Consider the following 14,900-nt stretch of genomic DNA (forward strand, 5'->3'; position numbering starts at 1 on the left):
GCGATCCCTAGTGGTCGAGAGAGCCGATGAAGTCGTCGAGCCGCGAGATGACTTGCCGCAATATGTCGACGGATCCCACGGCGTCGTCCGCCAGCTCCAGGGAGTGATCCGCTGAGGGGACCTCCAGGACGTCGTGTCGTAGGGACTCGGCGGTCCGTGAATCCCACAGCTTGTCGGCGCTTCCGCCGACGAGGAGAGTCGGCGCTTCGGCTCGTCGGAGAGCGCGGGCCACATGGTCGGTGGTCAGGACCGGAGTGAGCCAGGCGGCCGCGATATTCCGATCGGCGGCGATGCCGCTGGCGAGCGAGCCCAAGGACTTGCCGACGATGAGGCGACAGGCCCCCGCCTCCGCGTCGACGGCCTGGGAGACCTGCTGCTCCACCCACGCGACCCGGTCGTCCACGGTGAACCGGGAGAAGCCGTCGGGGATCTGCCACCACAACTCCTGGACCGTCCAGCCGTGTTGGAGGAGCACGCCACGAGCGAAGTGAAGCAGCGGCCTGGCGGGCGAGTAACCGACGCCCGGAACGACGAGTGCGACACGGCCCGAGGCACCGTCGAAGCGGGTGGGGACGGCGAAAGGCGAGGGATCAGGCATGGCCCGCAGGCTACCTACCCGCTGATCACGCGCAGGACCGGCTCTAGTAGGCCACCCCCACCCCCTGCTTCACCGTCCGGGGATCGTCGGTCATCGCCAGCATCGCGTGCGCGACATCGGCCCGCGCGATGAACCGCCCCTTGTCCGGGAAGCCGCCCACGACCTTCCTGTACGTGCCCGTCACCGGCTTGTTCTGCAGGCGTGGCGGGCGGACGCTCGTCCAGTCCGTGGCGCTGGCGGCGAGGGCCGCCTCCATCTCCCGTAGGTCGTCGTAGACATCCTTCAGGAGGGCCGAGATCAGCCCGCGCGCGGTGCGGTCGAGGAGCCCGGCGCCCTCCGGGTCCGGGCCGATCGGACCGGCGCTCACCACCAGCACCCGGCGCGCCCCCTCCGCCTCCATGGCCGTCAGGACCGTCCGTGTGAGCCGGGTCGCGACCCCCGCGTCCTTGCGGCTGCGCGCCCCGAGCCCGGACAGGACCGCGTCCCGGCCCGCGACCGCCGGGCGCACCGCCTCCGGGTCGGTGAGGTCCGCGCGGAACACCTCAAGGTCCGCGCCCCGCACGGTCAGCCGTGCCGGGTCCCGTACGACCGCCGTGACCTCGTGGCCCGAGGCCAGCGCCTGGCGGACGATCTCCTGACCGATGCCTCCAGTGGCACCGAAAACGGTGAGCTTCATGGCGCACTCCTGCCGTTGAACGAGGTGGGTGAGCGTTCACTCACCCCTGCCTCCCTCTAGGGTGGGTAAGTACTCACCCACCCGTCAAGCCCGAACGGACCGGACATGGAATCCTTGGGCCCCATGCAGCAGAAACAGGCCGCGGAGCCCGCCGCGCAGAAACCCGCCCGGGTCCGCATCCTCGACGCCGCCCACGAGTTGATGCTCACCGTCGGCCTGGCCAAAGCGACCACCAAGGAGATCGCGAAGGCCGCCGACTGCTCCGAAGCCGCGCTCTACAAGTACTTCGCCAGCAAGGAGGAGCTGTTCATCCACGTCCTCACGGAACGGCTGCCCCGGCTGACCCCGCTGTTGCGCAGCCTCGCCGCCGAGCCCGGCCGGCACTCCCTGGAGGACAACCTCACCGAGATCGCCCGCCAGGCGGCCCTCTTCTACGAGCAGAGCTTCCCGATCGCGGCCTCCCTGTACGCCGAGACCCAGCTCAAGCGCCGCCACGACGAGGCGCTGCGCCGGCTCGGCTCGGGCCCCCACAAGCCGATCGAGGCCCTGGACGCCTATCTCCGCGCCGAACAGACCGCCGGCCGCGTCCGCCCCGACGCGGACACCTTCGCGGCCGCCTCCCTCCTCCTCGGCGCCTGCGCACAGCGCGCGTTCGCCTACGAGGCGGCGGAGAACGGCGTACGCCCGCCCGTGGACGAGTTCGCGTCCCGCCTGGCCAGGACGCTGCTGGGCGGAATCTCCGTTGCCGAGAACCCCTCCTGACCACGACCCTTGCCCCATGAGGCACCCCACATGGAGCTGAGACTCCGCCAGTTCAGACCCCGGATCGGCCCGCACGAACACCGTGTCGTCCAGCCCGGGCACCCCCTGCGCCACACCTCACTGCGTGACCAGGCGCCGCTCGGGATGCTCATGGGGGACCACGACGGGCTGAGCCGACTCGCGGGCCTGTTCTCGTTCGCGGCCTACTCGCGGCACACCATCGTGCACATCCCGCTGCGTGAGAGCGTGCCGCCCGACGAGGGGTGCGGGGAGCTGGTCGATCTGGTGGTGGCCCACTCGGAGGCGGGCCTGCGCCCCTCCAAGTGGCCCGAACTGCGCCGCGCACTCGGGCGCGGCACCCCGCTCACCGTCCGCACGGACGAGGCCCGTACCGAGCGCCACGCGCGCGCGTGGGAGGAGCGGCCGTACGCCCGTGGGCAGTTGAGGCACACCACGCACGCGCGTACGTACTTCCTCATCGGCGACCGTGACGTCCTCGCCACCGCCGCCACCCACTTCGCCCACGCGGCCGGCTGGGGGCCGCGGGAGAAGGGGGTCGCCAAGGGGCGGTCGGCGTTCATGGGAAGTCTGCAACACGAGCTGGAGCCCACGCGCGGCGGCGGGCATCCGCACGAGGTCCTGATCTGTTTCAAGCCGTATCCGCCGTACGACCACTTCAAGCGACCGGGGCACTGAGCCAGTCGTCGATGCCCGACAGCAGCTTGGTCTTCATGTCCTCCGGGGCGGCCGATCCGCGGACCGACTGCCGGGCCAGTTCGGCCAGTTCGCGGTCCGAGAAACCGTGGTACCGGCGGGCGATCTCGTACTGGGCGGCCAGCCGGGAGCCGAACAGGAGCGGGTCGTCGGCACCGAGCGCCAGCGGAACGCCTGCCTCGAAGAGGGTCCGCAGAGGCACGTCCTCGTGCTTCTCGTAGACGCCCAGCGCCACGTTCGACGCGGGGCACACCTCGCAGGTGATGCCCCGGTCGGAGAGCCGCTTCAGCAGCCGCGGGTCCTCCGCCGCGCGCACCCCGTGGCCGATCCGGGTCGCGTGCAGGTCGTCCAGGCAGTCCCGCACCGAGGACGGGCCCGCCAGCTCGCCGCCGTGCGGTGCCGACAGCAGGCCGCCCTCCTGAGCGATCGCGAAGGCCCGGTCGAAGTCCCGTGCCATACCCCGGCGTTCATCGTTCGAGAGGCCGAAGCCGACCACGCCCTGGTCCGCGTACCGCACGGCCAGCCGGGCCAGCGTGCGCGCGTCCAGCGGGTGCTTCATCCGGTTCGCGGCCACCAGCACCCGCATCCCGAGCCCGGTCTCGCGGGAGGTCGTCTCCACCGCGTCCAGGATGACCTCAAGGGCCGGGATCAGCCCGCCCAGGCGCGGTGCGTACGACGTCGGGTCCACCTGGATCTCCAGCCAGCCCGAGCCGTCCCTGACGTCCTCCTCGGCGGCTTCGCGGACCAGCCGCTGAATGTCCTCGGGCTCCCGCAGGCACGACCGCGCCGCGTCGTACAGCCGCTGGAAACGGAACCAGCCCCGCTCGTCGGTCGCCCGCAGCTTCGGCGGCTCCCCACTGGTCAGCGCCTCGGTCAGGGCGTCGGGCAACCGCACCCCGTACTTGTCGGCGAGCTCCAGCACGGTGGTGGGCCGCATTGACCCGGTGAAGTGCAGGTGCAGATGGGCTTTCGGCAGTTCAGAGACATCACGTACGTGCTCCATCCGGGAATCCTGCCGTACGTTCCTGTCGTCCCGGTACCGCTTTCCCCGATCGTGGTCTTGCTCGCACAAAGCAGCGGGCCGCCTCCCCGGAGGGAAACGGCCCGCACACGCGCGTGGAGCACGAAAAACGTCAGTCCTTGGCCTCCGCCAGCAGCTTCTGGATACGGCCGACGCCCTCGACGAGGTCCTCGTCACCCAGGGCGTACGACAGCCGCAGGTAACCGGGGGTCCCGAAGGCCTCGCCCGGGACGACCGCGACCTCGGCCTCCTCCAGGATCAGCGCGGCCAGCTCGACCGAGTCCTGCGGGCGCTTGCCGCGGATCTCCTTGCCGAGCAGCTCCTTGACCGACGGGTAGACGTAGAACGCGCCCTCGGGCTCCGGGCAGAGCACGCCGTCGATCTCGTTGAGCATCCGCACGATCGTCTTGCGGCGGCGGTCGAAGGCCTCGCCCATCTTCGCGACGGCGTCCAGGTTGCCGGAGACGGCGGCCAGCGCGGCGACCTGGGCCACGTTCGAGACGTTCGACGTGGCGTGCGACTGGAGGTTGGTCGCGGCCTTGACGACGTCCTTCGGGCCGATGATCCAGCCCACCCGCCAACCGGTCATGGCGTACGTCTTGGCGACGCCGTTGACCACGATGCACTTGTCGCGCAGCTCGGGGAGGATCGCGGGCAGCGAGGTGAACTTCGCGTCGCCGTAGACCAGGTGCTCGTAGATCTCGTCCGTCATGACCCACAGGCCGTGCTCGACGGCCCAGCGGCCGATCGCCTCGGCCTCGGCCTCGCTGTAGACGGCGCCGGTCGGGTTGGACGGCGAGACGAAGAGGACGACCTTGGTGTTCTCGGTGCGGGCCGCCTCCAACTGCTCGACGGAGACGCGGTAGCCGGTCGTCTCGTCGGCGACGACGTCCACCGGGACACCGCCCGCGAGACGGATCGACTCCGGGTACGTCGTCCAGTACGGCGCCGGGACGATGACCTCGTCGCCCGGGTCGAGGATCGCGGCGAAGGCCTCGTAGATGGCCTGCTTGCCGCCGTTGGTGACCAGGATCTGCGAGGCGTCCACCTCGTAGCCCGAGTCGCGCAGCGTCTTCGCGGCGATCGCGGCCTTCAGCTCCGGCAGACCGCCGGCCGGGGTGTAGCGGTGGTACTTGGGGTTCGAGCAGGCCTCGATGGCGGCCTGGACGACGTAGTCCGGAGTCGGGAAGTCCGGTTCACCGGCGCCGAAGCCGATCACCGGACGTCCGGCGGCCTTGAGGGCCTTGGCCTTGGCGTCCACGGCGAGGGTGGCGGACTCGGAGATCGCGCCGACTCGGGCGGAGACCCGGCGCTCGGTGGGAGGGGTTGAGGCGCTCATGGGGTCCATCGTTTCAGACCGGAAACCCGCCCGGCACACCGGTTTCACAGACTGAACAGGATCGGGAAGGCATTGAACAACCGTCCGGTTTTCCGCCCAGGCCTGGGCGATCTTCCTCCGGCAATCCCCGTACAGGCACTTTCTGTTCGACGACCGGCCACGGAACACGTACACTCCTAGCTCGTTGGCCTTCAACAGCCGCGCCCTACCTGGTGCACACCGAGCACCCGGGCGGATGCGGTACGTTGGGGACGTCACAAAGGGTCGTAGCTCAATTGGTAGAGCACCGGTCTCCAAAACCGGCGGTTGGGGGTTCAAGTCCCTCCGGCCCTGCTACACACACCTTCACCAGGATGTGTGCGCAGCGCATGTACGTACAGCAATGCATCGCCGTGCGGCTCAGACCGGGCGCGGCACGGCCACGACCCGGGAACAGGTGAGGATGAATGGCGGACGCCGTGGGCTCCATCGACATGCCTGATGCCCAGGACGAGGTGTCGGAGTCCAAGAAGAAGGCCCGCAAGGGCGGCAAGCGCGCCAAGAAGGGCCCGCTGAAGCGCCTCGGAACCTTCTACCGCCAGATCGTCGCGGAACTCCGCAAGGTCGTCTGGCCGACGCGCAACCAGCTGACGACGTACACGACGGTGGTCATCGTCTTCGTCGTCATCATGATCGGTCTTGTGACCGTGATTGACTATGGACTCAATCACGCCGCGAAGTACGTCTTCGGCTGAGGCCGGAAGCGAAGGGCGCCCTGACCGGCGCCCCTTTCGCGTGTTCCACCCCCATGTATCCAGGAAGAAGCAGCCACGTGTCTGACCCGAACCTGAACGAGGCCGTCGAGCCGGACGAGTCCGTGGAAGACGAACTCGACATCGTCGAGGGCGCGGACGAGGACCTTGACGAGGTCGAGGCTGCAGACGCCGACGCGGGCGAGCCCGCCGAGGAAGCCGCCGTACACGTCGAGGACGAGGACGCGGAAGCGACCGAGGACCTCGACGACGAGGCCACGGCCGAGGACGACGAGGAAGAGGCCGAGCCGGCCGAACCCGTCGACCCCGTCGTCGCCCTGCGCGAGGAACTGCGTCTCCTGCCCGGCGAGTGGTACGTCATCCACACGTACGCCGGTTACGAGAACCGCGTGAAGACCAACCTGGAGCAGCGCGCCGTCTCGCTGAACGTCGAGGACTACATCTTCGCGGCCGAGGTGCCGCAAGAAGAGGTCGTCCAGATCAAGAACGGCGACCGCAAGACCATCAAGCAGAACAAGCTCCCGGGCTACGTCCTGGTCCGCATGGACCTGACGAACGAGTCCTGGGGCGTCGTCCGCAACACCCCCGGTGTCACCGGCTTCGTGGGCAACGCCTACGACCCGTACCCGCTGACCCTGGATGAGATCGTCAAGATGCTCGCCCCGGAGGCCGAGGAGAAGGCCGCGCGTGAGGCCGCCGAGGCCGAGGGCAAGCCGATGCCGCAGCGCAAGGTCGAGGTCCAGGTGCTGGACTTCGAGGTGGGCGACTCGGTCACCGTCACGGACGGGCCGTTCGCGACGCTGCAGGCGACCATCAACGAGATCAACGCCGACTCGAAGAAGGTCAAGGGTCTCGTCGAGATCTTCGGCCGTGAGACGCCGGTCGAGCTTTCGTTCGATCAGATTCAGAAGAACTAGTACTTCGGCCGCGGGTGCGTGGGGGCTGGTCGTGCTCACGCGACGGTAGTCGCATATCGACACAGCCCCGCGCCCCTAGGGCAGTCAGGTCAGGTGGGTTCCAAGTGAGCCCCCTGACCTTTCTCGTTTTTGGGCATGGCTTCTTACCCGCTATTGTTGTGCGGTATGCCTGCGTGCGGGAGAACAACCCGGGTGCAGGCAGGACCCGAACGAGAGGACCCGGAGAGCAATGCCTCCCAAGAAGAAGAAGGTCACGGGGCTCATCAAGCTCCAGATCAACGCCGGTGCGGCGAACCCGGCTCCGCCGGTCGGCCCCGCGCTCGGTCAGCACGGCGTCAACATCATGGAGTTCTGCAAGGCCTACAACGCGGCGACCGAGTCGCAGCGTGGCTGGGTGATCCCGGTGGAGATCACGGTCTACGAAGACCGCTCCTTCACCTTCATCACCAAGACTCCGCCGGCCGCGAAGATGATCCTCAAGGCCGCGGGTGTCGAGAAGGGCTCGGGCGAGCCGCACAAGACCAAGGTCGCCAAGATCACCCAGGCGCAGGTCCGTGAGATCGCCACGACCAAGCTCCCCGACCTGAACGCCAACGACCTTGACGCCGCGTCGAAGATCATCGCCGGCACCGCCCGTTCCATGGGCATCACGGTCGAGGGCTGACCTTCACCCCGTAGAAGTACCGTGGCGGGGCCTGCTCGGCCCGTACCACGACTCCTCAGACACACACAGGAGCAGTAGTGAGCAAGCGCAGCAAGTCTCTCCGCGCTGCGGACGCCAAGATCGACCGGGAGAAGCTCTACGCCCCGCTCGAGGCCGTCCGTCTCGCCAAGGAGACCTCCACCTCCAAGTTCGACGGCACCGTCGAGGTCGCCTTCCGTCTGGGTGTCGACCCGCGCAAGGCCGACCAGATGGTCCGTGGCACCGTGAACCTCCCGCACGGCACCGGCAAGACCGCCCGGGTCCTGGTCTTCGCGACCGGTGACCGTGCCGAGGCCGCGACTGCCGCCGGCGCCGACATCGTCGGCTCCGACGAACTCATCGACGAGGTGGCGAAGGGCCGGCTGGACTTCGACGCCGTCGTCGCCACCCCGGACCTCATGGGCAAGGTCGGCCGCCTGGGCCGCGTGCTCGGTCCCCGTGGTCTCATGCCGAACCCCAAGACCGGCACCGTGACGCCGGACGTGGTCAAGGCCGTCAACGAGATCAAGGGCGGCAAGATCGAGTTCCGCGTCGACAAGCACTCGAACCTGCACTTCATCATCGGCAAGTCGTCCTTCGACGACACCCAGCTGGTGGAGAACTACGGCGCGGCCCTGGACGAGATCCTCCGTCTGAAGCCGTCCGCCGCCAAGGGTCGCTACATCAAGAAGGCCGCGATCAGCACCACGATCGGCCCCGGCATTCCGCTCGACCCGAACCGCACCCGCAACCTCCTCGTCGAGGAGGACCCGGCCGCCGTCTGAGCCTCGCGCTCACCTCGGTAGCCGCGTCGCGTACGCGTCAGCACTTGGGCGAGCCCCGCAACCTTCGGGTTGCGGGGCTCGCCCCTTTTCGTACGGGGTGTCAGTGGGCTGCGCTAGCGTTCTTGGCAGGCACAGCAATGGCATAGGGGTGGGGACGGATGAAGAGCACGACCGTGCGCCGGGTGGGCCTCTCGATCGCGGTGGCGAGCGCGCTGGCCTCGGTGGCCGCCTGTGACTCCATGGGGTCCTCCGGGGGTTCCGGCAAGGACGACAAGGCCGCGGGCAAGGGCGCGACCCTGGTGAGCTCCATAGCGGCCCTGCGCAGCGCCGAGCAGTCCACCGACAGGGCGGACTCCGCCAAGGTCGAGTCCTCCACCGTCCTGGGCTCGGTGATGTCCATGGACGCCAAGGGCAACCTCGCCTGGGACGACGGCATCACCGGCACCCTCACGATGACGTACACCGGCGGCACGGTGGCCCAGACGATGCGCGCGGCCGGCAGCACATCGATGGAGGCCCGCTATCTGCCGGACGCCTACTACGCGAAGATGGGCGAGAAGTTCGCCGCGCAGGCGGGCGGCAGGCACTGGCTCAAGTACGACTACGACGACCTGGCCAAGCTCGGCGGCAGCTCCGGCGCGTACCTCAGGGACCAGATGCAGAACTCCACGCCGAACCAGTCGGTGAAGCTCCTGCTCGCCTCCGGAGACGTCGAGAAGGTCGGTACGGAGTCGGTGCGCGGCCGGCGGACCACGCACTACTCGGGCACGGTGAACGTCGCCGACCTCGCCACCGAGAACTCCAACCTCACCGCGAGCCAGCTCGCCGGCCTGAAGAAGCAGCTCACCGCGACCGGCGTCTCCACCGCGCAGGTCGACATCTGGGTCGACGCCCAGAATCTGCTGGTCAAGAAGGTGGAGAAGGGCGCGATGTCGTCCGGCCGGTACAGCCAGACCGCCTACTACAGCGACTACGGCGTGAAGGTCGACGCGACCGTGCCTCCGGCGGACGACACCGAGGACTTCACGGCCTTGCTGAAGAAGCAGGGCCTGACACCGGGCAGCGGTGACACGGCGACGGGGTCCGGCACGAGCTCCTGAGGCGGGCTCAACTCCGTTGCGGGGGACGGGGGTTGGGAGGGGCACTTGTCGCCCTGCTGCTCACCGGTGGAGCCGTTGAGGCGGTGGAGCCGCTGCGCCGTACGGGCGGATTTGCTTGGGCCTATGGGGGTCCCGTACTCTTCGGGAGAAGCCAAAGACCGCTGGTCGTTGCCGCGCCTGTCACAGGGTGTGGTGACCGAAGGATCCGCTGAACAGTGGACGACCTGCGCAGGTGAACTGGATGTGTTCCCGGAATTCACATGCATTGCGTGTGTTGTTTCCGGTCGAGCTACGCCCCGTGCGCCTGCGCCGGGGCGTTTTTTCTGTCCCAGCCCCTTCTGAGCGGTCCTCATCACCCGGAAGGAGGCCGACGCTCTATGGCAAGGCCCGACAAGGCTGCCGCGGTAGCCGAGCTCGCGGGACAGTTCCGCGACTCGAACGCCGCCGTGCTGACCGAGTACCGGGGTCTCACCGTGGCGCAGCTCAAGACGCTGCGTCGTTCGCTCGGTGAGAACGCCCAGTACGCCGTGGTGAAGAACACGCTGACCAAGATTGCGGCCAACGAGGCCGGGATCTCTACGCTCGACGACCTGTTCAACGGTCCGACGGCGGTCGCCTTCATCACCGGTGACCCGGTGGAGTCGGCGAAGGGTCTTCGTGACTTCGCCAAGGACAACCCGAACCTCGTCATCAAGGGCGGTGTCCTTGACGGCAAGGCGCTGTCCGCCGACGAGATCAAGAAGCTCGCGGACCTCGAGTCCCGCGAGGTTCTGCTCTCCAAGCTGGCGGGTGCCTTCAAGGGCAAGCAGACTCAGGCTGCGCAGCTCTTCCAGGCGCTTCCGTCGAAGCTCGTCCGCACGGTGGACGCCCTTCGCGCCAAGCAAGAAGAGCAGGGCGGTGCCGAGTAATTCGGCTCGCAGCATGACCGCCGCCTGAGGCTCCGCGCCCAAGGCAACGGTCGTAGCGGGCCGAACGTACGCCCGCCAGACATGTACACACCGGCACCAGCCGAAATTAGTGGAAGGAAGCCATCGTGGCTCTCACCCAGGACGAACTGCTCGCCGAGTTCGAGACCATGACCCTCATCCAGCTTTCCGAGTTCGTGAAGGCGTTCGAGGAGAAGTTCGACGTCACCGCCGCCGCCGCGGTTGCCGCCGCCCCCGCCGGCCCGGCCGCTGCCGTCGAGGCCGAGGCCGAGCAGGACGAGTTCGACGTCATCCTCACGGGTGCCGGCGAGAAGAAGATCCAGGTCATCAAGGTCGTGCGTGAGCTGACCTCGCTGGGCCTGAAGGAGGCCAAGGACCTCGTGGACGGCGCCCCGAAGCCCGTCGTCGAGAAGGTCGCCAAGGACGTCGCCGAGAAGGCCGCCGAGTCCCTCAAGGCCGCCGGCGCCTCGGTCGAGGTCAAGTAACTCCGTCCAGGTCGTGGACGAGGTCCCAAGGACCTTGTAACGCCTGAGCACTGAAGAGCGATCATCCATCTGGGTGGTCGCTCTTCGGCGTTCCTGGGTCGGGTGAGCGGCAGCCTTGCGATCAGGGGTTCGCGGAGTATGGTGATCTTCTTCGTGCCTCCAAGCATCCCTGGTGGTATGTGGTGTGGGCCATGGAGGCCTTGACGAACCGCACGCAGCGCGCAATTCTCAGGACGCGTCGTCACAACGATCCGAATCCGAGGCATGGATCGGCGGCGAAGAGGGCAGTATCAACGCGTTGAGGACGTGAGCTTGCCGAGGGTGTTGAGCACGACGAGGGTCTCAAAAAAGCGGGGCTGGACATCAGTGCGCCAAGTGGCTACACTGACCCTTTGCGCTGCCTGTTAGCTGCTCCCTGCCCGTCACCAGGGGCATGCCCTCACTTGAGCATCGATGACCGGACCAACTCTGACCTGGCCTTTCCGGGCCGTCTCAGGAAGTCCATGTCTCTTTGCCCCTGAGAGGGGCCGGTACGCGCGTAGTGAGTCCGAGCCCTCGGAAGGACCCCCTCTTGGCCGCCTCGCGCACTGCCTCGACCGCGAATATGAACAACGGCGCCAGCACCGCCCCGCTGCGCATCTCCTTTGCAAAGATCAAGGAGCCCCTCGAGGTTCCCAACCTGCTCGCGTTGCAGACCGAGAGCTTCGACTGGCTGCTCGGCAACTCCGCCTGGCAGAGTCGGGTCGAGGCGGCTCTGGAGTCGGGTCAGGACGTCCCCACGAAGTCCGGTCTGGAGGAGATCTTCGAGGAGATCTCTCCGATCGAGGACTTCTCCGGGTCGATGTCGCTGACCTTCCGCGACCACCGTTTCGAACCTCCCAAGAACAGCATCGACGAGTGCAAGGAGCGCGACTTCACGTACGCCGCCCCGCTCTTCGTAACCGCTGAGTTCACCAACAACGAGACCGGCGAGATCAAGTCCCAGACGGTCTTCATGGGCGATTTCCCGCTCATGACCAACAAGGGCACCTTCGTCATCAACGGCACCGAGCGTGTCGTCGTGTCGCAGCTGGTCCGTTCGCCGGGCGTCTACTTCGACTCCTCGATCGACAAGACGTCGGACAAGGACATCTTCTCGACCAAGGTCATCCCGTCCCGGGGTGCCTGGCTGGAGATGGAGATCGACAAGCGCGACATGGTCGGTGTCCGCATCGACCGCAAGCGCAAGCAGTCCGTCACCGTCCTGCTCAAGGCTCTCGGTTGGACGACCGAGCAGATCCTGGAGGAGTTCGGCGAGTACGAGTCCATGCGCGCCACCCTGGAGAAGGACCACACCCAGGGCCAGGACGACGCGCTCCTCGACATCTACCGCAAGCTGCGTCCGGGCGAGCCCCCGACCCGCGAGGCCGCGCAGACGCTTCTTGAGAACCTCTACTTCAACCCGAAGCGCTACGACCTCGCCAAGGTCGGCCGCTACAAGGTGAACAAGAAGCTGGGCAGCGAGGCCCCGCTGGACGCCGGTGTGCTGACCGTCGAGGACATCATCTCGTCGATCAAGTACCTGGTGAAGCTGCACGCCGGCGAGACCGAGACCGTCGGTGACAACGGCGCCTCGATCGTCGTCGAGACCGACGACATCGACCACTTCGGCAACCGTCGTCTGCGCAACGTCGGCGAGCTCATCCAGAACCAGGTCCGTACGGGCCTGGCGCGTATGGAGCGAGTCGTCCGCGAGCGGATGACGACCCAGGACGTCGAGGCGATCACGCCGCAGACCCTGATCAACATCCGGCCGGTCGTCGCCTCCATCAAGGAGTTCTTCGGCACCAGCCAGCTGTCGCAGTTCATGGACCAGAACAACCCGCTGTCGGGTCTCACCCACAAGCGCCGCCTGTCGGCTCTTGGCCCGGGTGGTCTCTCCCGTGAGCGGGCCGGCTTCGAGGTCCGTGACGTGCACCCCTCGCACTACGGCCGCATGTGCCCGATCGAGACCCCTGAAGGCCCGAACATCGGCCTGATCGGCTCGCTCGCCTCCTACGGCCGGGTCAACGCGTTCGGTTTCGTCGAGACGCCGTACCGCCGGGTCACCGACGGTGTCGTCACCGACGAGGTCGACTACCTGACCGCCGACGAAGAGGACCGATTCGTCATCGCGCAGGCCAACGCGCCGCTCGGGGACGACTTCCGGTTCGAGGAGTCCCGCGTCCTGGTCCGCCGTCGTGGCGGAGAGGTCGACTACGTCCCCGGTGACGACGTCGACTACATGGACGTCTCCCCGCGCCAGATGGTGTCCGTCGCGACCGCGATGATCCCCTTCCTGGAGCACGACGACGCCAACCGTGCCCTCATGGGCGCGAACATGATGCGTCAGGCCGTGCCGCTCATCAAGTCCGAGGCGCCGCTGGTCGGCACCGGCATGGAGTACCGCTGTGCGGTCGACGCCGGTGACGTCCTGAAGTCGGAGAAGGACGGTGTGGTCCAGGAGGTCTCCGCGGACTACATCACCACCGCCAACGACGACGGCACGTACACGACGTACCGCCTCGCGAAGTTCTCCCGCTCCAACCAGGGCACGTCCGTCAACCAGAAGGTTGTCGTGGACGAGGGTTCCCGGATCGTCGCCAACCAGGTGCTGGCGGACGGTCCGGCGACCGAGAACGGCGAGATGGCGCTCGGCAAGAACCTGCTCGTGGCGTTCATGCCGTGGGAGGGTCACAACTACGAGGACGCGATCATCCTGTCGCAGCGCCTCGTACAGGACGACGTCCTCTCCTCGATCCACATCGAGGAGCACGAGGTCGACGCCCGTGACACCAAGCTCGGCCCCGAGGAGATCACCCGGGACATCCCGAACGTCTCCGAGGAGGTCCTCGCCGACCTCGACGAGCGCGGCATCATCCGTATCGGTGCCGAGGTCGTCGCCGGTGACATCCTCGTCGGCAAGGTCACGCCCAAGGGTGAGACCGAGCTGACCCCCGAGGAGCGCCTGCTCCGCGCGATCTTCGGTGAGAAGGCGCGCGAGGTGCGCGACACCTCGCTGAAGGTGCCGCACGGCGAGATCGGCAAGGTCATCGGCGTCCGCGTCTTCGACCGCGAGGAGGGCGACGAACTGCCGCCCGGCGTCAACCAGTTGGTCCGGGTGTATGTTGCGCAGAAGCGCAAGATCACCGACGGCGACAAGCTGGCCGGCCGCCACGGCAACAAGGGTGTTATTTCCAAGATCCTGCCGATCGAGGACATGCCGTTCCTTGAGGACGGCACCCCGGTCGACATCATCCTGAACCCGCTGGGTGTCCCGTCCCGAATGAACCCGGGACAGGTCCTGGAGATCCACCTCGGCTGGCTCGCCAGCCGCGGCTGGGACGTCTCCGGCTTCAGCCAGGACTGGGCGAAGCGCCTTCAGGTCATCGGCGCCGACCAGGTCGCTCCGGGTACCAACGTCGCGACCCCGGTCTTCGACGGTGCCCGCGAGGACGAGATCTCCGGTCTCTTCGAGGCCACGATCCCGAACCGCGACGGCGACCGCCTGGTCCAGGCCTCCGGCAAGGCCAACTTGTTCGACGGCCGCTCCGGCGAGCCGTTCCCGGAGCCGGTCTCGATCGGCTACATGTACATCCTGAAGCTGCACCACCTGGTCGACGACAAGCTGCACGCCCGTTCGACCGGTCCGTACTCGATGATCACCCAGCAGCCGCTGGGTGGTAAGGCGCAGTTCGGTGGTCAGCGCTTCGGCGAGATGGAGGTGTGGGCGCTTGAGGCTTATGGCGCCGCTTACGCCCTCCAGGAGCTGCTGACGATCAAGTCCGACGACGTGACCGGCCGCGTGAAGGTCTACGAGGCCATCGTCAAGGGCGAGAACATCCCCGAGCCCGGCATCCCCGAGTCCTTCAAGGTGCTCATCAAGGAGATGCAGTCCCTGTGCCTCAACGTGGAGGTGCTGTCCTCGGACGGCATGTCCATCGAGATGCGCGACACCGACGAGGACGTCTTCCGCGCGGCGGAAGAGCTCGGCATCGACCTGTCCCGGCGCGAGCCGAGCAGCGTCGAAGAGGTCTGACGGGAGTCCGGAGACCTGCGCCACGCAGGTCTCCGGCCCCAGGACCCCCGTATCAGACCCCAAGACTTACAACCCTGAGAGGGATT

At 67.5% G+C, this 14,900-nt stretch carries 14 protein-coding genes and 1 tRNA gene; 11 read left to right on the forward strand and 4 right to left on the reverse strand.

What is annotated here, in order from left to right; genetic code table 11:
- Positions 1-7: 7 nt before the first annotated feature.
- Both OG588_RS29720 and OG588_RS29725 read right to left on the reverse strand, forming a co-directional pair.
- On the reverse strand, positions 8-598 hold the full coding sequence (locus tag OG588_RS29720) for an alpha/beta hydrolase (RefSeq protein WP_405949961.1): 591 nt from the start codon (positions 596-598) through the stop codon (positions 8-10).
- Between the two features lie 43 nt (positions 599-641).
- Complete coding sequence (locus OG588_RS29725) at positions 642-1,274, reverse strand: NAD(P)-dependent oxidoreductase (protein WP_405949962.1); 633 nt, start codon at positions 1,272-1,274, stop codon at positions 642-644.
- A gap of 123 nt (positions 1,275-1,397) precedes the next feature.
- Here OG588_RS29725 and OG588_RS29730 point away from each other — a divergent pair, with 123 nt between their 5' ends.
- Together OG588_RS29730 and OG588_RS29735 are read left to right on the forward strand one after the other, a co-directional pair.
- Positions 1,398-2,036: a TetR/AcrR family transcriptional regulator gene (locus OG588_RS29730; RefSeq protein WP_405949963.1), complete on the forward strand. Its 639-nt coding sequence runs from the start codon at positions 1,398-1,400 to the stop codon at positions 2,034-2,036.
- A 30-nt stretch (positions 2,037-2,066) separates the two neighbouring features.
- Positions 2,067-2,732 carry a hypothetical protein gene (locus OG588_RS29735; protein WP_405949964.1) on the forward strand — a complete coding sequence of 222 codons (666 nt, stop codon included), beginning with the start codon at positions 2,067-2,069 and terminating at the stop codon, positions 2,730-2,732.
- Here OG588_RS29735 and OG588_RS29740 read toward each other — a convergent pair.
- Complete coding sequence (locus tag OG588_RS29740) at positions 2,713-3,753, reverse strand: adenosine deaminase (RefSeq protein WP_366099611.1); 1,041 nt, start codon at positions 3,751-3,753, stop codon at positions 2,713-2,715. The genes OG588_RS29735 and OG588_RS29740 overlap by 20 nt on opposite strands.
- 130 nt (positions 3,754-3,883) lie before the next feature.
- Positions 3,884-5,110, reverse strand: coding sequence for a pyridoxal phosphate-dependent aminotransferase (locus tag OG588_RS29745; RefSeq protein WP_405949965.1), 1,227 nt, complete (start codon positions 5,108-5,110; stop codon positions 3,884-3,886).
- A 260-nt stretch (positions 5,111-5,370) separates the two neighbouring features.
- Between OG588_RS29745 and OG588_RS29750 the strand changes: the two genes are divergently transcribed.
- The 9 genes from OG588_RS29750 to rpoB all read left to right on the forward strand — a co-directional run bounded on the left by OG588_RS29750 (position 5,371) and on the right by rpoB (position 14,814).
- Positions 5,371-5,443: transfer RNA gene (locus OG588_RS29750), tRNA-Trp, on the forward strand.
- A 113-nt stretch (positions 5,444-5,556) separates the two neighbouring features.
- Entirely contained in the window at positions 5,557-5,844 is a 288-nt protein-coding gene (gene secE / locus OG588_RS29755) for a preprotein translocase subunit SecE (RefSeq protein WP_393043920.1), read from the forward strand.
- A gap of 77 nt (positions 5,845-5,921) precedes the next feature.
- Positions 5,922-6,779, forward strand: a complete 858-nt coding sequence (gene nusG, locus OG588_RS29760) for a transcription termination/antitermination protein NusG (RefSeq protein WP_019055478.1) — start codon at positions 5,922-5,924, stop codon at positions 6,777-6,779.
- Positions 6,780-7,008: 229 nt separating this feature from the next.
- Positions 7,009-7,443 carry a 50S ribosomal protein L11 gene (gene rplK, locus OG588_RS29765; protein ID WP_006383482.1) on the forward strand — a complete coding sequence of 145 codons (435 nt, stop codon included), beginning with the start codon at positions 7,009-7,011 and terminating at the stop codon, positions 7,441-7,443.
- A gap of 77 nt (positions 7,444-7,520) precedes the next feature.
- The gene (gene rplA, locus OG588_RS29770) at positions 7,521-8,246 is read left to right on the forward strand and encodes a 50S ribosomal protein L1 (RefSeq protein ID WP_366099610.1); all 726 of its coding nucleotides are present in this window, start codon (positions 7,521-7,523) and stop codon (positions 8,244-8,246) included.
- Positions 8,247-8,404: 158 nt separating this feature from the next.
- Complete coding sequence (locus OG588_RS29775; protein ID WP_405949966.1) at positions 8,405-9,346, forward strand: hypothetical protein; 942 nt, start codon at positions 8,405-8,407, stop codon at positions 9,344-9,346.
- Positions 9,347-9,723: 377 nt separating this feature from the next.
- Positions 9,724-10,254 (forward strand): 50S ribosomal protein L10, encoded by a 531-nt coding sequence (gene rplJ / locus OG588_RS29780; RefSeq protein ID WP_033279978.1) that lies wholly within the window; start codon positions 9,724-9,726, stop codon positions 10,252-10,254.
- Between the two features lie 122 nt (positions 10,255-10,376).
- Positions 10,377-10,757: a 50S ribosomal protein L7/L12 gene (gene rplL, locus OG588_RS29785; protein ID WP_086021584.1), complete on the forward strand. Its 381-nt coding sequence runs from the start codon at positions 10,377-10,379 to the stop codon at positions 10,755-10,757.
- 571 nt (positions 10,758-11,328) lie between these two features.
- The gene (gene rpoB / locus OG588_RS29790) at positions 11,329-14,814 is read left to right on the forward strand and encodes a DNA-directed RNA polymerase subunit beta (protein WP_405949967.1); all 3,486 of its coding nucleotides are present in this window, start codon (positions 11,329-11,331) and stop codon (positions 14,812-14,814) included.
- Positions 14,815-14,900: the final 86 nt, after the last annotated feature.

Origin of the sequence: Streptomyces prunicolor (assembly GCF_045162825.1) — a bacterium.
Classification (GTDB): Bacteria; Actinomycetota; Actinomycetes; order Streptomycetales; family Streptomycetaceae; genus Streptomyces; species Streptomyces prunicolor.